Annotated in this window: 23 protein-coding genes; 12 read left to right on the plus strand and 11 right to left on the minus strand. The window is 43.6% G+C overall.

Annotated features, from left to right (window positions below):
* Nucleotides 1-135 precede the first annotated feature (135 nt).
* Nucleotides 136-1,140 (plus strand): hypothetical protein, encoded by a 1,005-nt coding sequence (locus ACSUPM_RS04900; protein ID WP_436880253.1) that lies wholly within the window; start codon nucleotides 136-138, stop codon nucleotides 1,138-1,140.
* A 130-nt stretch (nucleotides 1,141-1,270) separates the two neighbouring features.
* On the opposite strand, the gene ACSUPM_RS04905 is transcribed toward ACSUPM_RS04900, so the two are convergent.
* Nucleotides 1,271-1,786 carry a hypothetical protein gene (locus tag ACSUPM_RS04905; RefSeq protein WP_025650961.1) on the minus strand — a complete coding sequence of 172 codons (516 nt, stop codon included), beginning with the start codon at nucleotides 1,784-1,786 and terminating at the stop codon, nucleotides 1,271-1,273.
* 320 nt (nucleotides 1,787-2,106) lie between these two features.
* Here ACSUPM_RS04905 and recJ point away from each other — a divergent pair, with 320 nt between their 5' ends.
* Nucleotides 2,107-3,930: a single-stranded-DNA-specific exonuclease RecJ gene (gene recJ / locus ACSUPM_RS04910; RefSeq protein ID WP_436880254.1), complete on the plus strand. Its 1,824-nt coding sequence runs from the start codon at nucleotides 2,107-2,109 to the stop codon at nucleotides 3,928-3,930.
* A gap of 255 nt (nucleotides 3,931-4,185) precedes the next feature.
* On the opposite strand, the gene ACSUPM_RS04915 is transcribed toward recJ, so the two are convergent.
* The 6 genes from ACSUPM_RS04915 to ACSUPM_RS04940 all read right to left on the minus strand — a co-directional run bounded on the left by ACSUPM_RS04915 (nucleotide 4,186) and on the right by ACSUPM_RS04940 (nucleotide 10,028).
* A complete protein-coding gene (locus ACSUPM_RS04915) occupies nucleotides 4,186-4,851 on the minus strand; it encodes a trimeric intracellular cation channel family protein (RefSeq protein ID WP_025650963.1) in 666 nt (221 codons plus the stop codon).
* A gap of 368 nt (nucleotides 4,852-5,219) precedes the next feature.
* Nucleotides 5,220-5,855, minus strand: a complete 636-nt coding sequence (locus ACSUPM_RS04920) for a trimeric intracellular cation channel family protein (protein ID WP_101211494.1) — start codon at nucleotides 5,853-5,855, stop codon at nucleotides 5,220-5,222.
* Between the two features lie 15 nt (nucleotides 5,856-5,870).
* Nucleotides 5,871-7,055, minus strand: coding sequence for a multidrug resistance efflux transporter family protein (locus ACSUPM_RS04925; RefSeq protein WP_436880255.1), 1,185 nt, complete (start codon nucleotides 7,053-7,055; stop codon nucleotides 5,871-5,873).
* Nucleotides 7,056-7,125: 70 nt separating this feature from the next.
* Complete coding sequence (queE, locus tag ACSUPM_RS04930; RefSeq protein WP_025650966.1) at nucleotides 7,126-7,857, minus strand: 7-carboxy-7-deazaguanine synthase QueE; 732 nt, start codon at nucleotides 7,855-7,857, stop codon at nucleotides 7,126-7,128.
* Nucleotides 7,858-8,103: 246 nt separating this feature from the next.
* Nucleotides 8,104-8,925: a 2,3,4,5-tetrahydropyridine-2,6-dicarboxylate N-succinyltransferase gene (gene dapD / locus ACSUPM_RS04935; RefSeq protein ID WP_025650967.1), complete on the minus strand. Its 822-nt coding sequence runs from the start codon at nucleotides 8,923-8,925 to the stop codon at nucleotides 8,104-8,106.
* Between the two features lie 161 nt (nucleotides 8,926-9,086).
* A complete protein-coding gene (locus ACSUPM_RS04940) occupies nucleotides 9,087-10,028 on the minus strand; it encodes an alpha/beta fold hydrolase (RefSeq protein ID WP_173240148.1) in 942 nt (313 codons plus the stop codon).
* Nucleotides 10,029-10,380: 352 nt separating this feature from the next.
* Here ACSUPM_RS04940 and ACSUPM_RS04945 point away from each other — a divergent pair, with 352 nt between their 5' ends.
* The 7 genes from ACSUPM_RS04945 to ACSUPM_RS04975 all read left to right on the plus strand — a co-directional run bounded on the left by ACSUPM_RS04945 (nucleotide 10,381) and on the right by ACSUPM_RS04975 (nucleotide 15,959).
* Nucleotides 10,381-11,403 (plus strand): FAD-dependent oxidoreductase, encoded by a 1,023-nt coding sequence (locus tag ACSUPM_RS04945; protein ID WP_201567820.1) that lies wholly within the window; start codon nucleotides 10,381-10,383, stop codon nucleotides 11,401-11,403.
* A 49-nt stretch (nucleotides 11,404-11,452) separates the two neighbouring features.
* A complete protein-coding gene (locus ACSUPM_RS04950) occupies nucleotides 11,453-12,154 on the plus strand; it encodes an IS1 family transposase (RefSeq protein ID WP_201578331.1) in 702 nt (233 codons plus the stop codon).
* Between the two features lie 42 nt (nucleotides 12,155-12,196).
* Nucleotides 12,197-12,370 carry a hypothetical protein gene (locus ACSUPM_RS04955; RefSeq protein WP_201566625.1) on the plus strand — a complete coding sequence of 58 codons (174 nt, stop codon included), beginning with the start codon at nucleotides 12,197-12,199 and terminating at the stop codon, nucleotides 12,368-12,370.
* A 324-nt stretch (nucleotides 12,371-12,694) separates the two neighbouring features.
* A complete protein-coding gene (arsS, locus tag ACSUPM_RS04960) occupies nucleotides 12,695-13,693 on the plus strand; it encodes an arsenosugar biosynthesis radical SAM (seleno)protein ArsS (RefSeq protein WP_201566623.1) in 999 nt (332 codons plus the stop codon).
* 12 nt (nucleotides 13,694-13,705) lie between these two features.
* Entirely contained in the window at nucleotides 13,706-14,551 is an 846-nt protein-coding gene (locus tag ACSUPM_RS04965; RefSeq protein ID WP_201566621.1) for a DUF547 domain-containing protein, read from the plus strand.
* 34 nt (nucleotides 14,552-14,585) lie between these two features.
* Nucleotides 14,586-15,305, plus strand: coding sequence for a TIGR04283 family arsenosugar biosynthesis glycosyltransferase (locus ACSUPM_RS04970; protein ID WP_025650972.1), 720 nt, complete (start codon nucleotides 14,586-14,588; stop codon nucleotides 15,303-15,305).
* Nucleotides 15,306-15,320: 15 nt separating this feature from the next.
* Complete coding sequence (locus ACSUPM_RS04975) at nucleotides 15,321-15,959, plus strand: TIGR04282 family arsenosugar biosynthesis glycosyltransferase (protein WP_201566619.1); 639 nt, start codon at nucleotides 15,321-15,323, stop codon at nucleotides 15,957-15,959.
* A gap of 114 nt (nucleotides 15,960-16,073) precedes the next feature.
* On the opposite strand, the gene mtnP is transcribed toward ACSUPM_RS04975, so the two are convergent.
* Entirely contained in the window at nucleotides 16,074-16,967 is an 894-nt protein-coding gene (mtnP, locus tag ACSUPM_RS04980) for an S-methyl-5'-thioadenosine phosphorylase (RefSeq protein WP_101211504.1), read from the minus strand.
* Nucleotides 16,968-17,050: 83 nt separating this feature from the next.
* On the minus strand, nucleotides 17,051-17,524 hold the full coding sequence (locus ACSUPM_RS04985; protein ID WP_025650974.1) for a GFA family protein: 474 nt from the start codon (nucleotides 17,522-17,524) through the stop codon (nucleotides 17,051-17,053).
* An 825-nt stretch (nucleotides 17,525-18,349) separates the two neighbouring features.
* On the opposite strand from ACSUPM_RS04985, the gene ACSUPM_RS04990 reads away from it, so the two are divergent.
* The 3 genes from ACSUPM_RS04990 to ACSUPM_RS05000 are packed head-to-tail and all read left to right on the plus strand — an operon-like array spanning nucleotide 18,350 to nucleotide 22,001.
* The gene (locus ACSUPM_RS04990; protein WP_025650975.1) at nucleotides 18,350-19,369 is read left to right on the plus strand and encodes a TAXI family TRAP transporter solute-binding subunit; all 1,020 of its coding nucleotides are present in this window, start codon (nucleotides 18,350-18,352) and stop codon (nucleotides 19,367-19,369) included.
* A gap of 6 nt (nucleotides 19,370-19,375) precedes the next feature.
* On the plus strand, nucleotides 19,376-19,933 hold the full coding sequence (locus ACSUPM_RS04995) for a DUF1850 domain-containing protein (RefSeq protein ID WP_025650976.1): 558 nt from the start codon (nucleotides 19,376-19,378) through the stop codon (nucleotides 19,931-19,933).
* Nucleotides 19,934-19,943: 10 nt separating this feature from the next.
* On the plus strand, nucleotides 19,944-22,001 hold the full coding sequence (locus tag ACSUPM_RS05000; protein ID WP_374190018.1) for a TRAP transporter permease: 2,058 nt from the start codon (nucleotides 19,944-19,946) through the stop codon (nucleotides 21,999-22,001).
* Nucleotides 22,002-22,128: 127 nt separating this feature from the next.
* Here the strand turns inward: ACSUPM_RS05000 and lipA are convergent, their stop codons facing one another.
* Both lipA and ACSUPM_RS05010 read right to left on the minus strand, forming a co-directional pair.
* Nucleotides 22,129-23,172: a lipoyl synthase gene (gene lipA, locus ACSUPM_RS05005; protein ID WP_201566617.1), complete on the minus strand. Its 1,044-nt coding sequence runs from the start codon at nucleotides 23,170-23,172 to the stop codon at nucleotides 22,129-22,131.
* 201 nt (nucleotides 23,173-23,373) lie between these two features.
* Nucleotides 23,374-23,769, minus strand: a complete 396-nt coding sequence (locus ACSUPM_RS05010; RefSeq protein ID WP_025650979.1) for a carboxymuconolactone decarboxylase family protein — start codon at nucleotides 23,767-23,769, stop codon at nucleotides 23,374-23,376.
* Nucleotides 23,770-23,789 lie beyond the last annotated feature (20 nt).

Raw genomic sequence — 23,789 nt, forward strand, 5'->3', positions numbered from 1 at the left:
ACCAATTCTTTAAAATAATAAATGGTTTAAATAGCTAATCTGGATAGGTTTTATTTTTAAATAACCGTTCATTACTATATCTTGTCCTGAAGTTTTGGGTATGATTGACAATAATTGGCTGCTACGGGTAATCCTATGTTATTACGCCTATCTGTATTATATATGCTCTCTATAAGTGCGGTCTCGTTTACTCATGCCGCTGATGTGGTATTGCCGGATTCATTGATTGTGGACTTAGTAGAGCAGCATTGCTCGTCCCCACAACCAAATCCTGAGGTAAATAAGGCAACTAAGGCAAGTCTTGACCTTGAGTATGATTGCTCCGATAAGTATGACGATGCTGATGGCACTGAGCAAAGTATGGATTATAGTCTGCGTTTATTGCCTTTGATGACGCAAGATTTTAATCGTGATGGAATTAAGGACATCGTATTAGAGATTGAATCTTCTGGGCCTTTGGGTGGCAGTGTGACGACCAATAGTGCGGTGCATTATCTGCTCTTAGATAAGAGTAATCGCGTTATTAACGAACATGAAGTGCTACTGTACGCGCCGTTTAGTGAACATATCGTCGAGTACGAGGTGAAGGGCAATCGCATACATTATGCAGCTGTGCCTAACTATCGCTCACATCCTGAGGCTTATGACAATGGTGAGCTGATAGAGCCAACGATAAGTTTCGATATTAATTGGATAAAAGGCGTTCCAATAAGCACGTATTATCGGGACAACTGCCAATTGTCAGAAGAAACGGATAAGCGGATATTTGCCAATGCACCTAGTGTGAAGCGCATTGCTACCATTGATATTCATGACTATACCCAGCTGGTCGAAGAAAAACTGCATATAAATAATATGCAAGTGTCCGCCGAACTGGGTGGCTGCGATACCAAAAGTGTGCGCTTTAGCATTCAGCCGAGTGCAGGACACAACTTGCCAGTTTTAGCAGATATTTTGCAAACCTTGATTCCAGTGACGTCTCAGCATAAGCCACTTAGAGAATTATTAAAAATGGATCAACAATCGCAAATTGTATTTGGCGAGGTAATGAGCTTGTCAGACAATTGGTCGGGGCAGGTACATATCGAGCGCGGTTTTGAGAATGCCAGTGTGATAATCAACATAGCGGAACAAGATTAGGGATATCGTCGTTTAAAGTGAAAAAATACCGAATGCATTTATAACAGTATCAACAAATACAAAAAACCCGCTAAGGCAATAAGTCTTAGCGGGTTTATTTTATAAAGCTATTTTCTATTGTTTAATAGCGTTAGACATTCTTACCGTGTTGCTTTTGCTGAATGTCTTTTGCAAGCTTGTAGCACTCATTGATATGGTCATTGGCGATTTTTTTGAAAATCATATAGCCCATGGTGGCTGCAACCATTTGACCACCCAGCGGGATGAACTTCGTCACTTGCTTGGCAGCGATACGACCACCGAAACCTTGTACCGTCTTTTTGACGATACCGCGTGTCGCCATTAAGCCTGCAAAATCGACAGTACGATCTTTCAGCGCGCCCCAGTGAATCGCGCGCGACTCTAGATCAACTGCTGATTGACGGCCTTCAATCAAACCAAAGCGTTCACTGATTTCTGGCAATAGCTGAGTAAGCATGCCTGCATCCACAGCGACATCAAAGAAGGGTACAGGAACGATGGCGACACCAGCAGAATATTTGGCACGTTTTTTGACCAGCTTTTGGCAGTCTTTCTTTACTTTTTCCAAGTCTAAGCTAGGATCGATGGTATTTGGTAGTTTTTCAGCCAGTGGTGTGGTTTTCATAACGCATCCTTATAAATAGTTAAAATAAAAAAATCAGATTAAAAGTCTCAATAGATAACAAGTCTCTCAGTTGGTTACTATTTTATGGATTTATAAGCGGCATACAATCATTGCTTTGTAGCAAAATGCAGAAAAATACGGTCACTATGCACCGTTTTTGTAAATGCGCAGTTATGTGCGCTAGACAGGTAAGCATGGATAACTTGGTTTATGCAGGCAGTAGAGTATGATTTATTGCAATGTAATGCAATAAAAAATGATAAACCAAGCCGCTAAATTTTATCATTGTGACCCTCTGCCAAAGCCAGTAGAATAGCACCATGCTAAATTTAACCCCCCGTTATACCAGCACTCGCACTGACGAGCTGCCCACCGCGTTGCAACCACTTGCCGCCCAATCATTAACGCTCGCTCGCTTGTATGCCGCTCGCGGTATTACCCAGCCTGATGAGCTTGAGACTGGGCTTTCTGGTCTTCTGCCCGCTGAGATGTTGCACGGTGTCACTGAGGCGGTGCGGCTATTAGATGTCGCTATTGATAGGGGTCAGCGTATCCTAATCGTTGGTGATTTTGATTGTGATGGCGCGACCAGTACCGCGCTGATGATGCGTGCACTCACGAAAATGGGTGCAGTCGTCGATTTTTTAGTACCTGATCGCTTTAAGTACGGCTATGGTTTGACGCCAGAAATTGTCGAATTAGGCATTAAGACGTATCAGCCAGAGTTGATCGTCACAGTAGATAATGGTATCTCAAGTCATGAAGGCGTGGCGCGTGCGCAGGCCGACGGCATCACTGTCATCATTACGGATCATCATCTGACGACCAAAGAGACACCACCTGCAGAAGCGGTGGTCAATCCCAATCAACTCGATTGCAGTTTTACTAGTAAAGCGCTCGTAGGGGTCGGTGTGGCTTTTTATGTGCTCGGACGTTTAGCCAAGCTGCGCCGTGAAGCCAATAAATCTACCGTGCAAGTCAGCCAATATTTGGATTTGGTGGCGCTCGGAACGATTGCGGACGTTGGAGTGCTTGATAAGAACAATCGCATCTTGGTGCATCATGGACTGACGGCTATCCGCCAAGGGCGCTGCTGTCTGGGTATCTTGGCATTGCTTGAGCAAGCGGGCCGTGATCCCAAAAAAATGCAGGCGCAAGATTTTGGTTTTGTGTTAGGACCTCGTATCAATGCTGCCGGACGTATGGACAATATGCGCATTGGTATCGAGTGTTTATTGACCGAAGACTGGAGTACGGCGCAGCGCTTGGCGCAAGAGCTTGAGCAGCTAAACCGTACCCGTCGTCACGTAGAAGGCGAGATGCGCGCGCAAGCAGATAATATTGTGCAAGCATTAGCTACTGTTGCAAATGAAAACGATGAGAATACTGCTACTGACGAGAGCGATGAAATCCTTATTCAGTCTAAAACTGATAAAGAGACTGTGAATAATCAAACCCGCAGCATTGTTTTATATCAAGATGACTGGCATCAAGGCGTTATCGGTATCGTCGCTGGACGTTTGAAAGAAAGTCATTATTTGCCCAGTATCGTTTTTGCACCAGCAGATACAGAGCGTACAGGTGACGACGATGCCATTAAAGGTTCGGCGCGGTCTATCGCTGGCGTGCATATTCGTGATGCGATTGAGCAAGTTGCTGAACGCTATGCTGATCTAATCAGCCATTTCGGTGGTCATGCGATGGCTGCTGGGCTAACCTTGAAGCGTCGCAACTTTGACGCCTTCGTGACAGCTTTCGATGCTGTTATGGCAGAGATGGAGGATGAGGTTTTTGCCGAGCAAAAATTCACCGATGGTCCCTTGCAAGCAGGCGACTTTAGCTTATGGTTTGCTGAGCATTTGGCCAATGCCAGTATTTGGGGTCATGGCTTTGCACCGCCGATATTTGATGGGGTGTTCGAAGTATTGAGCTTTAAGATACTAAAGGACAAGCACCTCAAATTATCACTGCGTTATCCTGATGTGCAGTATCCGATTGAAGCGATTTATTTTAACTTCGATAGCGAGGTATGGGATTATCGTGCCGAAAAAGTGCACGTATTGTTTCAGCTAGACATCAACGAGTGGAACGGCAAACAAAGCTTACAGCTGATGGTAAGGGATTTAGCTGTGGTCAGTGAATAAGCATATTGCTTTATTATAAGACCACGAACAGACAATAATAAGGCGTCAACTGAGTTTAAAGTTGACGCTTTTTTAATATTTGCATTCTAGGGCGTGTCTTCATTTCAGAAATGGCGATAAAAATGAGATAAATTGCCGTCAAGCAAGAAAAATAGCGTAGATAATATCGGGATATTAACAAGCTATTCGACGATATTTGGCCATTTTTAGCCCATTTAGATGACTATCGAATGAATTGAAGACACACCCTAGGGTTTAGTATTTCCATTCAAGAGCAGGAAATTGCCAATCGTAGCGAATGGCGAGCATTCTTATCGTAAAAATCGTCATCATGGCAGAGATGTCAGCAACCCAATCAGTCACGCCTAGGTTGTGCAGGGCAAAGTAGAGAATGCCGCCCGTCAAAGCCGCCGTGATATAAATCTCTTGCTGCAATACCAGCGGAATCTCGTTGCAGATCATATCGCGGATGATACCGCCGACAATAATCGTAATCACCCCAAGTAATAATGCCACGGGTACATTGGTGCCCATGCTATCAGCAACCTTGATACCAATTAGGGTAAAGGCAGACAGACCGATGGTATCGGAGAGCTTGAGGAACTTATCAACGCGCCTTGAGTTGGGATGAAAAAATATTTGCGTTGCTAATGAGCAGAAGGTAATGACGGTCAGATAGCTCATATCTACCATCCAAAACAGCGGATGACGATCCAAAATCACATCACGGACGGTGCCGCCGCCGATAGCAGTGACGATCGACACCAATAAACAGCCAAAGACGTCGAACTTTTTATGTTTTGCCAGTATCGTCCCTGAAATACTACAGGCCACAATGCCAATCATGTCAAACAAGTAGAGCAAAGAACGCGGGTCGAACGTCGTGATCAGTTCCGTAGGATCCAATGCGATAGTCAACATGAGCGAGTCTCAGTAAGTTTTTATGATAATTATATAATCATTGTAAATCAGGGTCTGTTGAACATTCAAATATTAGGACTGCTGATTGCTAAAATCGTCCCAAACCTTTTATCAAATCAGGCGTAAACCGACGATAATGTCGAGACCTTAGCTAGGTTTACAACAACGTTTGGGGTGATTTTAGTATCAGCCTTTCAGGGCAGGGCTATTTTTTGCCAATACATGGCGAAATTATCTAACCTAGAATGACTAGGCGTCAAAAATTTCACTGCGTATTGTCTAAAAAATAGCCACTGCCAGTGCCACATTTGAATGTTCAACAGACCCCAATACAACAGCGCTTACTTTTTAAACCCTATAAACTGGTCTTATTTAACCAAGCGAATAGAAGGAAGATGCCAATCAAAGCGCAGCGCTAACATACGCACCGCAAAGATAACGCCTAGCATCACAAATTCATTCAATCCAGCATCCATGCCCAAACTGTCAAGCAGCAGATAAGTGACCGAGCCTGCGATACTGGCAGAGATATAAATCTCGCGCTGCAGCACCAACGGTATCTCATTACAAATAATATCACGCAGCATACCGCCAATAATGGCTGTCCAAACGCCCATCATAATGGCAATCACTGGTGACATACCTTGGGTCAATGCTATCTTAAAACCAATGACGCTAAAGGCTGCTAGCCCAATGGCATCGAAGAGTTTGAGGGCGTTATCAATCTTATGATAGAGATGAAAAAAGATTTGCAGGACAAGGGAGGTGATAGTGATGACAATCACATAGTTGAGATCGGACATCCAAAATAGCGGATGGCGATCTAGCGCCATATCACGTAGCGTACCACCGCCAATGGCATTGACCATTGAAACTAAGATACAGCCAGCAATATCAAAGCCTTTATGCTGAGCGAGCAAAGTACCGGCGATAGCACAAGCAATCACGCCAACCATATCGAGCAAATACAGCAGAATATCAGGAAAAATAAAATTATTCATCATAGCGTTATTTTGGTCTCATCCATCTTTGGCAAATAGTACCAATCCCAACATAATCAATCCAATACCTACCAACCCCAGTGCCGAAGGTATCTCGTTATTGAGTAATAATATACCGCCAATCAAGGCAAATATCACCTCGCTGGCTTGGGTAGAATCAACGCCCGCCACTTCACTGGAGGTGACGGCTTGTTCGCGCGCATATAAAAAAATACTGGTTGCTGCTACCCCTGCTAACAGAGCCACGAGCAAAGTATTGAACAGCTGTGTGCTTTCGGGTAACTCAGGACGCACTATAATGCCTAAAACCAGCCAAAATGGCAAACTACCTAGAGTCATTAGCCATACTTTATTAAAGGCATTTTGCAGCAGCACCGTTTCGATAGCGGGGATACGAGCAATCAAGGTTTGTAAGGGTGAGTGCGTTTCAGCCGCCGTTTTGGCTTTTAGCTTTTCAGGGTCAATATCAGTGTCGGTTTTGATACTAGAACTATCAGCATCCGCTGAGTGAGTGCTATCGACAGGTAAAGCGTAGGCTTCTGTGACGAGTGGTTGGTTATGAGTGTCAATAGTACTTTGCAGAAGGCTGTTTTCTCTGACCTTGCGCTGCGCAGCGCTATGCTTGCGAGCGTTGTGAGACACCTGCCAGACCAACTGATTGCCGATTGGATAGCTAAAAGCGGCTATCAGTGCAGGCAGCGCACCATACAGTAGCATCTCTGCCATTGGGGTGGCATTTATACCTCCGAGCGCAGCAGCGCGCAGACCTTCGCTGACATTGACCAGTATCACTCCGATGAATACCAGTATGGCGTAAAAAATGAATTTTTTGTCAAAGCGTTGCCCAAATGCCAGTAGGACGAGGAGGCTAGTCACCACGGTAAACATAAATGTCGCCGCCACCACCCAACCGGCGACATGATCACCGGCATAACAGATGCCCGTGTAAAAGATACCAAAACCAATACTGCCAGTGATACACCAAAAGCGCCAATGCTGACGAAAGATAATCGCCAATTCTTTGATACGACTAAAACCATGCTGCATAACGATAATAGCGGTGATAATCAGCCACATAAAGACATAGCGGAGACTGGCTGACCAAAACCAGTGACCACCTGCATCACTCATCAGCTCGTTTAAAATAAAAGTGGAACTAAAGAACGCACCCGCCAACAAGCCGAGTAAAATGAGTTTGACCATCCCTGAATCCTTACCGTCGGCTATATGTCAGTTCGTTTAGCGGTTTTTACCTGCTTTTTTATGCGCTTTTCTATTTGCCTTTGGCATCTGCCCAGATGATTTTGTGCAGTTGTAATTGAAAGCGCACGGGCAGGGCATCGGCCAATATCCATTCAGCCAACTCGCGCGCCAATACTGGCACATCGGGGCTGGCCTCTTCGTCAATATCGTCTGCGACATTAAACATCGGAGAAAACCAAACGGTGCTGACCAATTCATTTAGCTTATGCTCGATCAACATGGCTTTTGCCCACTCATAATCGGCATGGTTCATGATGACGAACTTAAGCTGATCATGCTGAGTCAGATAGTCCAGATTTGACCATAGGTTTTTATCGACTTCGCCTGAGCTTGGCGTTTTGAGATCCATCACTTTACTGACTGCTGGCGGTACGTTTTCTACCGTGAGCGCGCCTGCAGTTTCAAGCGAGATTTCATAATCATCACTCAGTAAGCGCTTCATCAGTTCAATGGCATTCGGCTGTGCTAATGGTTCGCCACCCGTCAGACAAATACGCTTGCAAGGATAGCTTTTGATGGTCTCTATAATGGCTTCTAGCGACTGACGTTCGCCGCCCGTAAAGGCATATTCGGTATCACAATAAACACAGCGCAGCGGGCAGCCGGTCAAGCGTACGAATATCGTCGGCAAGCCTGAGGTCAGTGCTTCACCTTGCAAAGAATAAAAGATTTCTGTCAAACGTAGACCTGCTTCAGGATCAGTGACAGGAATGGCGGCGGTGCGTAATAGTGATTCACTCATAATATGTCAAATACAGTTAAAGATTGATAATGAGATTAAGCATTTATCAATCGTAATAAAAAGGCAGGTTCTGGTATGGGAGTTTTGCGTTTGGATAAAGCCAAACCAAAAAAATGGATTATAACGCAACAGCCTATATTAAGCTGCAAAAAAGATGCTGGAGGATGACTCCAGCATCTTTATGTAAAACAATGATTGTACGTGCTAAATGATTGTACGTGCTAAATGATTATACGCTGTACATATTTAGGCTAAACGTAATAACTCATTTACTGATGTTTTAGCACGGGTTTGTGCATCGACTTTTTTGACGATGATAGCAGCATATAAGCTGTGTGTGCCATCTTCTGATGGTAGGCTACCTGGTACGACAACTGAGCCTGCTGGTACACGGCCACGATGAATCTCGCCCGTTTCGCGATCATAAATACGCGTTGACTGACCGATAAATACACCCATCGAGATGACTGAGCCTTCTTCAACAATAACGCCTTCAACGATTTCAGAACGCGCACCGATAAAGCAGTTGTCCTCAATAATCGTTGGATTGGCTTGTAATGGCTCTAATACACCGCCGATACCAACACCACCTGACAGATGCACGTTTTTGCCGATTTGAGCACATGAACCTACGGTCGCCCACGTATCTACCATCGCGCCTTGATCGACATACGCGCCAATATTAACATACGACGGCATCAATACCGCACCGGCTGCGATGTATGAGCCTTTACGGGCCACGGCTGGTGGCACTACGCGTACGCCAGCTTCTTTGAACTGTGCTTCGGTCCAGTTGGCAAACTTAGTTGGCACCTTGTCATAAAACTGTATGTGCTCACCAGCGGCTTGCACGTAATTATCGTTTAAGCGGAACGATAGTAAGACGGCTTTTTTTGCCCACTGATTGACGACCCACTCGCCATCCTTTTTTTCTGCAACTCGCAGTGTACCGTTATCTAACTGCTCAAGCACTTGCTCGATAGCATCACGCACATCTTGTGGCATAGTAGATGGGCTGTATTCGTTGCGGTTTTCAAAGGCTTGTTCGATGGTTTGTTGTAATGACATGGATAAAAATTCCTAAGATGAATGAAAAGTAAATAAATCTTATAGTTAAAGATAGCGTCAAAAATCGACTAAAAATATTGCCTGCCACATTGTCGCTAATTTGACGACTTTTAGCAAATAAGTTGGGCGCAAAGGTCTGTATTGATAATAAGTAATGCCATTTAGAACGATGAGCTATTGCGTTCTATCCATTCTAAGATATCGTGATACACCACCTTGTTCGCCTGCTCGTGAAGGGGCTCATGGCGCATGTTTGGGTAGAGCTTTACTTCCACATTATTGAAGTTTTGTTTCTTTAGGCGACTGACAATGTTGCGAATGCCGCTGCCCATATCACCGATGGGATCACTTTTGCCACTGACAAAGAACAGGGGAAAGTCTTTTGCAATCGTCGCAGCCCAGCCTTTATGGAGACCTGTTGTCATCAAGGTGAATAGCGTCATAAAACCATTGTTAGTAAAGTCAAAACCGGTGAGTGGATCGGCTTCATAAGCGGCGATATTGGCGGGATTTTCACTGATCCACGCAAACTGCGAGTCAGAAATACGGTTATCAAGTTTGCTATTCAGTACTTTGTTCATTACTTTAGCAAATACAGTATTTGGTTTTTTTGGTGCCGCTTTGGCCAATAGTTTATTAATAGGTAATAGTACTTTGGTCAATGGGTTGGCGTCTGCAGTGCCCATTAAGATGGCCCCAGCAAAGTCTTGTGCGTGATGTTTGAGTACATTACGGACGATAAACGAGCCCATAGAGTGACCCATAACAAAGTGCGGCACATGAGGATGACGCGATTTTAGGCTATCAGCCATAACGATGACGTCTTGTAATAAAGACTGCACTGGATGCTCACTGCCAAAAAATCCCAAATCAGCCTTTGTTTTTACCGTTTGACCATGACCGAGCTGATCGTAGGTTGCTACTGCAATACCATTATCAGCCAAAAACTGAGCAAAGTCCGCATAGCGACCGCTGTGTTCTGACATGCCGTGGACGATTAGTAAAGTGGCCTTAATTTTTTTATCACTATCACGCGGCTCAAAAAATGTATGATTCAGATAGTGGGTATTGTCAGAAGAGGTGATCTGGTCAGAGGTACTCATAAGCGTAGAATCCTTGCATGGTTAGAGAATGAAAACAGACTGTTTCTAAATTTTTTAAGCATTGAGCGATGGGTGCTAAATGCATGGTCAATATGACTTATTTACAAATTAAGCAGCCAGTCAGGTTTTATAATTGGGATGAATGATTGCTACCATCAATTTAATCATAAAGCCTTATCAGGTCAATATTATTTACTGCGGCGTCGTTATCGTACAATAGTCTTGCTTTAAATGCTTTTAACTTATGTTTTAATTTCGATAGCGTTTTTATCTTTCCTAAGTTTCCAGCGTTGGTACACCCTAGTAAACCAGTCAAAACTATTTAAAAGTATCAAAAACATTGAGCGATAAAATGCCCATAAAAAATATACCTATAAAAATAATGCCCTTAAAAAAGTTGCTCTTGGTAGGTGCTGGTCATGCGCATATTGGTCTGTTGCGTCGACTCCGTGGGACGCCTCTAATAAATGCGGATATCACATTAATCAGCGAGCAACCGCAGTCGATCTATTCAGGTATGTTGCCTGGCTGGATGGCGGGGCACTATATACTAGATGATATCCGTATAGATATTGCGGCACAATGCAAGCAGGCTGGCGTGCATTTCATTCAGCAGCCAATCGTAAAGATAGACGCCAAATCACAGCGAGTCATGACCGCTGACGACTATGATCATAGCTATGAGGTAGTGTCGTTAAACACTGGCGCGGATACGGATATGCACTGGTTAAATAATGCTGACACTAATAATGCTGACACTAATAATGCTGACACTAATAGTGTCATTGCGATTCGTCCGTTACATAGCTTTGTGAATCAGTGGTCGCAAGTGCTTGCTACCGCTCAGCGCTCAGCACATTATCAATTGGCTATTATCGGGGCTGGCGCAGCGGCAATCGAGCTGGTTATGGCTGCCCAAGTCGCCTTGCAGCATATTCACCCGAATCATCAAGTGTTTTTAATCTGCGGTGATGTGCTATTGGCTGGTTTTAATCAAAAGTTTAGACATCGTGTTATCAAGCAGCTTAATCGTCTGAGTATTGAAGTTATCTACGAGCGCGCCATCGCCTATCAGAATGGGACATTGATTACTGAGAGAGCGTCATTGCAGCAATCCTTTTTAATGGATGCGGTTATCGCTGCCACTGGCGTGACTGGTGCAGCGTGGACAGCCAGTACGGATATTGCCACAGTTGACAACGGCTTTATCGCAGTAAATGCGCTGCAGCAAAGTGTCTCTCATAATAATGTATTCGCCGTCGGTGATGTGGCAACGCGCGTGGATAAAGATGTCGCGCACTCAGGGGTTCATGCCGTACATGGCGGTGCAGTCGCAGCAGATAATTTATTGGTGGTGTGTCAGAAAGTATGCTGAGGAGATAAAAGGAGGGTGACAGCCAAAGCAAGATGATATATTTAAGGTTATGAAGACACAAATAGATATCAGCTGCCCCGACTGTCACAGTCCCAGTTTAAAGAAAAATGGCATAAAAAGCTATGGTAAGCAAAACTACCAGTGTAAGGACTGCAAACGTCAATTCATTGGTGATCATGCTTTAACCTACCAAGGTTGTCACTCCCAAATAGAAGATAAAATACGGCTAATGACGGTTCATGGTTGCGGTGTTAGAGACATAGCGGTTATGGCCTCAGTCAGTATTGGAAAAGTGCTTAGTACCATAGGCTCATCTGTTTATAAGATCGCGCCTAAGAAGCGCTACTATGAACGCTTAGAGGTTGATGAATTCTGGACTTACGTGTATCGCAAAAAGCGTAAAGTTTGGCTTATTTATGCTTATGACCGTGCTACCAATGAGATTGTTGCTTATGTTTGGGGCAGACGTGACTTAAAAACGGCTAAGAAGTTAAGAGCGCGTCTTAAGCAGCTTACAGTCAGCTATGACTCGATTAGCATGGATAACTGGGACAGTTTTATAACCGCCTTTAAACTTGATCACAAACGAGTTGGCAAATCTCATACGGTAGGCATTGAAGGTAATAACTGCCGTCTTAGACACCGATTGCGTCGGGCGGTTAGAAAAACCTGTTGTTTCTCTAAGAAGCTTGATAATCACTTTAAGGTGTTTGATTTGGTGTTCTTTTATGTCAATTATGGCTACGTCTAATGCCAGCATACTTTTTAGAACACCACCAATTTATTAACTTTTATGGTAGATCAAAATAAACCCTTACAAAGCTATCAGCCCAAAAATCGCACTTTGTATTTATTATCTTGTGGCGATAAGTATGCCATTGCCAGTTGGGGCAGTGTGAGTTTGCAAGGTCGCTGGGTTTGGTATCTTAAACGCTATATTGATAAGCGTTTCGTCAATGCAAATTAAGCTATAGTCAAATCCATATAAATCCGCCACACCGTTATCCTCGCTAAGCGTGCTCATGTATCGCTTACACCCAGCTTCCTTGTATCGTAATAATTTGAATTCAACTATGACTGGCACTAATACTGCGAGCTATTCTCTCAACATATTTTCGATAGCTTATAAAGATTGAATATATTTATTGAATACACAATGATTAAAAATGCTAGTGACATAATAGGGTATCATTGATTAGATAAACTTGATCTTAACTGCAAATCGATTAGAAGAATAGTAAACAGACCCTAAGCAGTTGAGTAAATATCACAACACGGATTCTATAATTTTATGAAATCTACCATTGAACTACTCGAATTTACTGACTTTCCAGCCATCAAACGTCGTGAGTTAACTACGCTACAAGTGAACATGGGCTATTTGTGCAATATGTCCTGCGTACATTGCCACGTGGCAGCCAGTCCTTATCGTACGGAGATGATGTCGCGTGAGCTGGTCGAGCTGATACTGGACGTACTAAAAGTACAAGATATGGATACGCTTGATTTAACCGGTGGCGCGCCTGAGATGCATGAAGACTTTAAGTATCTGGTTACCGCCGCGCGCGCTTTGGGTGTCAAAGTGATTGATCGCTGTAATTTAACAATTCTGATGGCAGAAGGCTATGAGGATATGGCGCAGTTTTTGGCAGACAATGAAGTCGACGTGGTGGCATCAATGCCTTGTTATTCATTAGAAAACGTCGATAAGCAGCGCGGCAAGGGTGCGTTTGACGACAGTATATTGGGACTGCATAAGCTCAATGCCTTAGGTTATGGCAAAGCTGGCTCAAACTTAACGCTGAACCTCGTTTATAACCCGCAAGGCGCCACGCTACCGCCCAATCAGCAACAGCTAGAGGCGGACTATAAACGTGAGCTAAAAGAACATTTCGATATCGAATTTCATCAGTTATTTGCTTTGACCAATATGCCGATTCAGCGCTTTGGTGCGGTGCTATTGGCCAAAAACCAATTCCATCCCTATATGGACTTGCTTAAGGCCAATTACGTGGCTGGCAATTTAGCCGAAGTCATGTGCCGCTCGACGATCAGTGTCAATTGGCTGGGAGAGTTATTTGATTGTGACTTTAACCAGCAGTTAGAGATTCCAGTACCCAACAAGTCCCGTCGGCATCTGAGCGATTTATTAACGCAAAATCCTACTGGCGATGATATTGCGATTGCAGATCACTGCTATGGCTGTACAGCAGGACAGGGAAGTAGCTGCGGTGGCGCGCTGGAAGAAGAGACAGCAGGGCAGACAATAGCAAAAACATCCTCGATCTAAACGGAGTTAATTATGAACATCTTTAATAACATAAGTAAGAGTACAGGTAGTTTTTCAAGCAAGCGTTTACTGATTAAGACAGCAGTAGCTACTTCTGTGCTATTGGCTAGTATGGCAAGTTATGCTGATTTTAATCATAGTACTTGGGATAGCTTGCTGAGTAAAAATGTCACTATGACCAATGGTGGTAAAGCCTCGGTCGTTAATTATAACGGTATGAAAGCGGATCAAAGCAAGCTTGATAGCTACATGGCAGCAACTAGCAAAGTCAGTCAATCAGAGTTCAATGGTTGGAGCAAAGATGAGCAGTTGGCATTTTTGATTAACGTCTACAATGCTGGCACGGTAGAGTTGATACTGACTAAGTATCCGAATCTCAAATCGATCAAAGATATCGGTGGGATATTTGGCTCGCCATGGAAACAAGATTTTGTCACGCTATTAGGCAAAAAGCGTTCACTTGATGACATCGAGCACAATCTAATCCGTGGCTCTAAACGCTATAATGAACCGCGCATTCACTTTGCGGTGAATTGTGCTAGCATCGGCTGTCCTGCGCTATTAAATGATGCTTTTACCGGTAGCAAACTGGATAAGCAATTAGAGCAAGTCACAAGTAAATTCCTCGCAGATAGTAGTCGTAACCGTCTTAAAGGCGGCACGCTTGAGGTTTCTCCCATTTTTAAATGGTATAAAGAAGACTTTGAGTCGAATTGGCGCGGTACCAAAGATTTGGAAGGATTCTTAGCTCGTTATAGCTCATCTTTAGGGCTTAATAAATCGCAAAGCGCTGATTTAAAAAGTGGCAAAACTAAGATCGACTATACTAGCTATAATTGGAATCTGAATAAGAAATAATACTGATAAAACATAACAGCGAGCACTGCCAATTATGACCGCTATAGCTACGGTTTCTATTATTATTCCAGTAATAAATGAGGCGAATAATTTGCCTCATTTGTTTGCCAATATTAACAGTCTAAAGCCAATGCCACAGCAAGTTATCTTGGTCGATGGGGGCTCAAACGATGATTCTATTGGCATCGTTCGAAGTTTTATTAATGAGTTAGTGCTTGGCAGTGAGTGTAAAATTGATTGGCAAGTTATTACGTCCAAAGCAGGGCGTGCGCGGCAAATGAATGCGGGTGCAGCATTAGCCACTGGCGATGTTTTGCTATTTTTACATGCCGATACGCGGTTGCCAATTGACGCTATCGATAGTATTTCTAGGGCGATGACACTAGCAAACTGGGGACGTTTTGATGTGCAGCTAAATAGTCGTCAGCCGATGCTTTGGGTGGTCAGTGCCATGATTAATTGGCGCTCACGTTTAACTCATATCGCTACAGGCGACCAAGCTATTTTTATCAGTCAATCTTTATTTGCGCAAATGGGCGGCTATCCTAATCAAGCGTTGATGGAAGATGTTGAATTATGCAAGCAACTAAAAGGTATTGCTAAACCTGCTTGTCTGAAAAATAAAGTCATCACATCGGCAAGACGTTGGCAGCAGTATGGCACATGGCGGACGATTGTCTTAATGTGGCAGCTACGTTTTGATTATTGGCGTGGCGTGTCGGCTGATAACATTAACGCGCGTTATTATAAATAATAGAAAAATTTCAATATGACTCAAAATCAAAAAACCTGCATTATTCTTTTTGCAAAATTCCCTGCACAGGGCATGGCAAAGACCCGTTTGCAGCCTGCGCTTGGCATTGACGGTGCAGCAAAAATGGCACGGCAATTACTTCTACACAGTATCGAGCAAGCTGTGGCTACTGGCCTTAACGTTGAGCTGTGTGTCAGTCCAGCGCCAAGTGATCCGTGTTGGCAAACACTAAATCTGCCTAATTCATTGACATGGTCAAAGCAAATAGATGGCGATTTGGGCACACGTATGTTTAAGGCTAGTCAACAAGCATTAGCACGTTTTAAGCAAGTGATTTTGATAGGAACAGATTGCCCTAGTCTCATCTCTATTAAAATCCAACAGGCCGCACAGCAGTTAATTACAAAGGATAGCGTCATGATTCCTGCCTTTGATGGCGGTTATGTGCTGTTTGGCTTTAAACAAGTTGCTGCTCGTTTATTTAATGATATCCAATGGAGCACGCCGAGCGTAGCAAAGATTACTCAACAGCGCTTGGCAGAATTAAACTGGTCATTGGCCTTTTTAGACTCTTTGCCTGATATTGATGAGCCTGAAGATTTGCAGTATTTGCCTAAAGGCTGGCTTGATGGTGACGAAATTGCTAATTTTTGACTTATTTTTCCTTCTCTTGCTTAAACCAAAAAAGCCATCAAACAGTTTGATGGCTTTTTTATGCGAATAGAATTAATACTACTTTTTATATTATTTTTGATATTACCTTTAATTTTACTCGGGCAACAGCGCTGCAAGTTTAGTTTTAACCTCAATACTCATGGATTCAACAGGCGTCACTAACGCTTGAGCAAGCGCATGATGAGCAATTGATTTAGGTTGTTCAACGGCTAACAAAGCAACCGCTTCTTTAATGACTGATTGAGCATTATCGGCATTTTTCATGAGGTTTTGAATCGCATAATCGGCGCTGACGTCTTCTTCAGTAGGATGCCAGCTATCAAAATCTGTGACCAAAGCTAAAGTCGCGTAAGCGATGCTAGCTTCCCGCGCCAGCTTGGCTTCTGGCATATTTGTCATGCCGATGATGTCAGCGTTCATTTGGCGATACCAGTGTGACTCTGCACGAGTCGAGAATTGCGGGCCTTCGATACACACATAAGTCGCTTGTGCATGACATTGCCCTTCATTGATATTCGCTTGAGTGTAAGCGCGATTCAGAATATCAGCGACTTTCGGGCATAAAGGATCCGCCATCGAGACATGCGCAACTGCACCTTTACCAAAAAATGTGCTGGCACGATGTTTAGTCATGTCGATCATTTGATCAGGGACGACCATGTCTAACGGTTTAAGCTCTTCTTGCAATGAACCCACCGCTGATACTGAAATGATATAGCGCACGCCTAGAGTTTTTAGCGCATAAATATTGGCGCGATAAGGTACTTTAGAAGGTGTAAATTTATGCCCTTGACCATGACGGGTCAAAAAAGCAACGGTCACACCATTCAATTCCCCTAAGATAATATCATCGGACGGCTTGCCATAAGGTGTTGAGATGCTGACGCTACGCTGGTTAGTCAAGTCTGCCATTTGATACAGACCGCTACCGCCAATGATAGCGATGTCAGCAGAGTGTTTTACAGTGTCTTCTTCTTTTAAAGTCATAGGACGTTTCCAGATGTTTGACAATAGGTATTTAACTAAAAAAACTTAATAAGGAAGATAACTAGTCTTTTGAACGGATACTGCTAGCGCTTAGTGACTCTCTTATACATTCCTTGAGCCAGCTCCTTAACCGCCATTGTCTGACTTTGCACAACACCGTTATATTTAGGCAGATTATCATCCACATCTTTAACACGGCGATTGTAAAACAGATGCATCGTCGGTTCAGGTAGAGCGGCTGCATTAGGATAGTTATCGGTAGGAATGAAGACCAGAGCACCGCCCACAGCCATCTCTATACTGGGCTTATGACAGCGCTTACACAGTCCACGGCTGATATTCGGTGGCATTTTCCAACGACGAAAACGCGTTTTATTGATGTCCATTTCGCTGAGATCTGACTTAAACAAAACCGTGACATCGTTATAAGCCTTACCCGTATAGTCCTGACAGATAGTGCAGTGACAAATAAAGCGAGCTATCGGAGTATGGTTAATCGTATAAGTGTTGCTATAACAAGCGCAAGAGCCTTCTTGCGGCGTAAATTCGGTGCTCATCGGTCAATCCTTTTTTTATAAGAGAGATATCATTATTTTCGATTCTAAACTATGGTTTCAAAATATAGCACGATAGTCAGTTCTATATAACTTGGAGACTATTAAGACGAGTGAAAGTACTCGCAATAGTAGATTAATCGAGCCTGACAGCGTATATAACTTATATGGTATTGACCATATCCTAGCTTGCTAGTGTAGCCGCTTTCGATAAGGGTAGTATTATTATTCGTTGATTTTCAGTTATTTAGAATGTTTTTCTAAGGTACAGTTAATCCTAAGAGACTATCTATTACAGACACAAAATAAATGCAGAAATATAGTTTAAAGCGTGTCTTCATTTCAAAAATGGTAGTAAAAATGAGATAAATTGCCGTCAAACAAGCAAAATAATGCAGACAATATCGGGATACTAACTAGCTATTTGACGATGTTTGGCAAGATTTAGCCATTTTTAACCCATTTAGATGACTATCGAGTGAACTGAAGACACGCCCTATTCATTCTTGGTAAGCATTTTTTGACTCCGTAATAAATAACCTTGATGCTATTAAGACGATGATAAAGGTTTACACTGTGCTTAATTTTTGTTTAAATAGCTTGAATAATGAAACTTTGTTTCGCATAGCAGAACTTTACTAAACAAATATCAATACTCCGAATCGCTATTTTTAACTCAAGTTGCTTTATCTACAAGGTTTTGAGACATAAAAGGCTTTGGTTTATTTATGGTGGGAATTGCTATACTATTACAGGTCTGTAACGCATTAATATTTATATAGTGATGCCGTTAGAGGTATTAAATCGATTATTTCAAGGATGAATGCAATGTTCAACTCTCTAAAATCTCCGTTATTTTTATCAGCGATGCTAAGCGCCACTTTAGGCCTAACCGCATGCTCATCACCAAGTTCAGAAAATACTGACAGTACGGCAACAGATAGCGCTGCTACTGACACTGCCGCCGACAAGCTGGATACCAAGTTTCTTACCATCGCTACTGGCGGAGCATCTGGCCCTTACAACATCATTGGTACTTCATTATCAGAAGTCTATGTCAAAACCTTTGGGGTGAACTCAAAGACGCAAACCACCGGCGCTTCAGTCGAAAACGTCAATCTATTGACCCAAGGTAAAGTCGACATGGTATTGGCGCTCAGTGATGTGGTCACCGACGCGGTCGAAGGCAAAAACAACTTTGATAAGCCAATTACCAACATCCAACAAATTGCGGTCTTGTACCCTAATGTGGTGCAAATCGTCACCACCAAAAAATCTGGCATCAAAAATATTGAAGACTTACGTGGTAAGCGTATCGCTGTGGGCGATCAAGGCTCTGGCACAGAAGTCAATGCTCGAACGTTATTAGAAGGTTTCGGTATCACGTACGATGATATCACTGTCGATTATTTGGGTTTTTCTGAAGCGGCGGATGGCATGAAAGCGGGTAAAATTGAAGCAGCTTTCTTTAGTAGTGGTCTACCGAACTCTTCATTGATGGAGCTAGAGCAGGGCTTGGACTTACAGTTAATCACCATTAATCAAGACAAGCTAAAAGAAATCATTGCAAGTAAGCCTTACTTTAAAACCTTTGAGATTCCTGCTGGCACTTATGGCAATGACGCCGCGATTCCAACCGCAGCGATTATGAATGCTCTATTGGTAAGCTCTGAGTTGTCTGAAGCAGATGGTTACAAGTTGACCAAAGCGTTATTTGATAATTTAGACGGCCTAAAAACAGCACACCAAGCGGCCAATGATATTAGCTTAGAGACGGCTCGTGAAGGCATGGTTGCACCTATCCATCCTGGCGCCAAAAAATACTATGATGAACAAGCCGCTAAATAAGCAGTTATGGTTACTAAAAATAAGACATTATGGTTAATAGCTGGCGCAGTGCTCATTGCTGCGCTGGTTTTTTTTATGCTGTGGCATCTCTTTGTCCGTCAGCCTGTGGTGGAAGTTCGCGTCGCAGGTGTTGACGGTGCTAATGACAAGGTTTGCTATTTCGTCGAGCCTGACTTTCAATTGCGCTGGATACATTCTGTAGAAAAACAATGGTGGGAAGAACAGTATCAGCGTATAGACGGCAGCAGTACAGAAGACGCTGAACTGCTGCTGACCACCACTTATTTTGAAGCTTTTGGCGCAGGTACACCCTCTACTGAGGCGCTTGCTCCCATACAAAAACCTGGCTATCTGGGTTATCAAATCAATGAGAAACTGCCCAAGCTTAATTGGGTGGTCTCACGGCTTACCAAAGGTGAGATTGACTATGGTAACTATCGGATACGCATTCACCGCTGGGTGCCAGACTATTCTGAAGTAACGATCATGCCGACAGCGTATGGTTTCATTGATAGATTTAACAAGGACTTGTGTCATGAACTCCCAAGTGACGGATCACGATAATTTGACAACGATGTCAGATAACCATATCAATAACGATAGCGACTCGCCTATACATTCTCATCCTGACGTTGAGACTAATGTCGACGCTGAGCTTGAGGCGCAAGCCCATAATAAAGCCATATTAGAAAAGTACGACCGAGAGTCCATCACGCGCCATATCACTCAAGGACCAGTGAAGTATTTTATCGCTGCAATTTGCATTTTTTATTCTCTTTTTCATTTGTATATCACTTTTAATCCCATGCCTGCGCTGTTACAACGCTCTGTGCATGTTGGTGTTGGATTTGCTTTAATATTTCTTATTTTTCCAGCCAGTAAAAAAAGCAGCCGACAGCGGGTGGCTTGGTATGACTGGATTTGGTTTGCGCTGTCCTTATCTGGGATGGCCTATCTCATATACGAGTACCAAGACATTGTGACCTCGCGTGGTGGCATGGCCAATCAGGTTGATGTGATATTTTCTATTATCACCGTTATCTGTGTACTTGAAGGCAGTCGGCGTATCACTGGTTGGATTTTGCCTATATTAGCATCGATATTTTTGGCCTATCCATTTGTCAGTCATTTGGATTTTATGCCAGACCGGCTACTGACTCGTCCTTATGACATGGGTGATATTTTTGGTCAATTATTTCTAAAAACCGAAGGTTTATATTCTGTTGCGATTGGTGCATCGGTCACTTTTATCTTCTTATTCATTCTTTTTGGTGCATTTTTAGCACGTTCTGGAATGGGACAGCTATTTAATGATTTGGCATTGGCCATTGCAGGTCATAAAAAAGGAGGTCCGGCAAAAGTGGCGGTCATCTCCAGTGGCTTTATGGGTAGTATTAATGGCTCTGCTTTATCGAACGTGGTCAGCACTGGTGCCTTTACCATTCCGTTGATGAAAAAGGTTGGCTATCATAAAGACTTTGCTGGTGCAGTAGAGGCGAGCGCTTCTGTGGGTGGGCAGATATTGCCACCGATTATGGGTGCCAGTGCCTTTATCATGGCAGAGACGACAGGGTTACCGTACAGTACGATTGCGCTAGCGGCATTATTACCAGCGATATTATATTATCTTGGCGTTATCGCGCAGGTGCATTTTCGCGCTGGTCGTCGTGACTTAAAAGGCATTGCCAAAGAAAACTTACCAGCAGTCAAAGAAGTCTTAAAAGCACGCGGTCATATGCTGCTACCGATTGTCTTTTTGGTCTTCTTATTAATCAAAAACGTGCCCGTCGGCTATGCAGCGGCATATACCATTGGTTTTACCGTCGTGGTTAGTATGCTGCGCAAAGAGACCAGAATGGGTTTTTCTGATATTTTGGGTGCGCTAGAAGATGGTGCTCGTCAGTCGCTCGCCGTGATGGCTGCCTGTGCGGTCGTCGGTATCATCATCGGAGTTGTGAGTTTGACCAGCTTTGGAACGGTGATGACCTCATCAATTGTCACACTTGGTGCAGGGTCGCTATTTTTCACGCTGATTTTAACGATGCTTGCCTCGATGGTATTGGGCATGGGACTACCGTCTATTCCTGCTTATATCATTACGGCAACGATGGCAGCACCAGCTTTAGCAGGGTTTGATATTCCGATTTTGTCAGCGCATATGTTCGTCTTTTACTTTGGTATTTTTGCCAATATTACGCCGCCTGTGTGTTTGGCTGCTTTTGCCGGTGCAGGCATATCCGGCGGTGATCCGATGAAAACAGGGTTTTTGTCGCTCAAACTGGCACTTGCCGGATTTATCGTGCCGTTTATGTTTATTTATAATCCGACGATGTTGATGATAGATCCTACGGGTCTGGCAGTCACAGCGAAAGATTTCCCATTGCCGCCTATTATCGCTATCATCACGGTCGTAGTCACTTCGATCACGGGTGTTATTGCCTTAAGCTCGGCGCTGGAGGGGTATTTTAAAGGTACTATGAATTCGGTGACGCGTATTATATTGGCTATTGGCGCTTTATTACTGATTTATCCTGAGATTACCACGGGATTATTAGGCGGCGTCATTGTCCTTAGTATTGCTATATTCAATATAAAAACAGCTGGCAAGCCAACGCCAACTTTAACCGTGTAAAGCGTTGGGTTTGGAGGCTTTACAGGTTCATTAAAGTCAAAAAAAAGGGTGAATAACATAAATTGTTATTCACCCTTTTTACATGCTTAGCTTAATGTTTAAGCTTTAGCTCATTAAAGCCTGACATTTAACAACCAAGTTTGCCTTCGGCTTCTAAGGCTTTTTTGCTACGGATAGGCGCTGGGCAATCTTCACCATAGTATTGACGATCGGCAAAGTAGCTTGAGCGTACCATCGGGCCTGCCCAAATGTTAAAGAAACCAATCTTTTTGCCGTAGTCCATATAACGCTGGAACTCGTCTGGATGGACATAACGATCAACTGGCGCGTGGTTTTTACTAGGTTGTAGATACTGGCCAACCGTAATCATATCGACGTTATGTGCTTTTAGATCATCAAGCAGTGCATAGATTTCTTCTTCCGTCTCACCAAGGCCAACCATAAAACCGCACTTGGTCGCGATATCAGGGCGACGCTCTTTATAGAGCTTGAGCAAATCTAATGAATGTTGATAGTCAGAGCCTGGGCGGAAGGCTTTGTACAGACGCGGAACCGTTTCAATGTTGTGGTTAAAGACATCTGGTGGGGTTTCTGTCAGTAGGTCTAAAGCCACTTCCATACGCCCACGGAAATCTGGCACCAATATTTCAATGAGGCAATTCGGGCTAAGCGCTCTTGACTCATTGAGTACTTCAACGAAATGCGCCGCGCCGCCATCTTTTAAATCGTCACGATCCACAGAGGTGATTACTGCATATTTAAGCTGCAAGCCTAAAATGGTCTCGGCAGTGTGGCGCGGCTCATCTGCATCTAGCTCATTCGGACGACCATGGCCGACGTCACAGAACGGGCAGCGACGGGTACAGATATCACCCATAATCATAAAGGTCGCCGTACCATCAGCGAAGCACTGCGGCAGGTTAGGGCAAGCGGCTTCTTCACAGACGGTATAGAGCTTTTGCTCACGCAAGGTGGCTTTGATACGTGCCACTTCAGTAGGCGAGGACATCTTGACCCGAATCCAATCTGGCTTTTTCTTCGCCTCGACGGTCGGAATCACTTTAATTGGGATACGCGCAACTTTATCATAGCCACGTAGCTTTTCGCCTTGGATGGCTTTTCTAGGTTTGACCTTAGCAGCAGGCACATGTGTTTGTACGGCAGTTGTCATAATAAATTATCTCTTAACCCTTTATCGTATAAGGGTTTATGGAATTATTAGCATATGTTATTAGTTGAACTATTATAGCAGAAATTTAGAGGTCGATTTTTAATCAATATTGTTTAACCGACCTTTTAAGGTTACTGGTTCAAAGTACTGTTTTAAGACTACTGTTTTAAGACTACTACGATTGCGCTTGCAACCATAGTTTTAAATATCAATATCAATATCCAACTCATTCAGGATATCTATGGCGGCACGAAACGCCTCTTGGGTGGCAGGTGCACCGCAGTAAGGTAAACTGTGCATCAATACTTCTCGAATCTCAGCGACAGTTGCGCCATTATTAATCGCACCTCGAATGTGCCCTTTTAGCTCAGTCGGGCTTTTTTGTGCAATTAAAAAGGCGATGGTGATTAAGGAGCGATATTTACGCGGTAATACTGAATCATCTTGCCAAGTGCTACCCCAAGCATGTTCAATAATCCAGTCTTGTAACGGTTGGGTAAATCCAGTCGCCGCATCAAGCGAGCGTTTAACATGTGCCTCGCCCATTACTTCAGTACGAACCTTAAGGCCGTTTTGATAATTAGCGTTATTCTTCATATCATTGTTTTCTATGTCGT

The organism is Psychrobacter okhotskensis, assembly GCF_965638355.1.
GTDB classification, from domain to species: domain Bacteria; phylum Pseudomonadota; class Gammaproteobacteria; order Pseudomonadales; family Moraxellaceae; genus Psychrobacter; species Psychrobacter okhotskensis.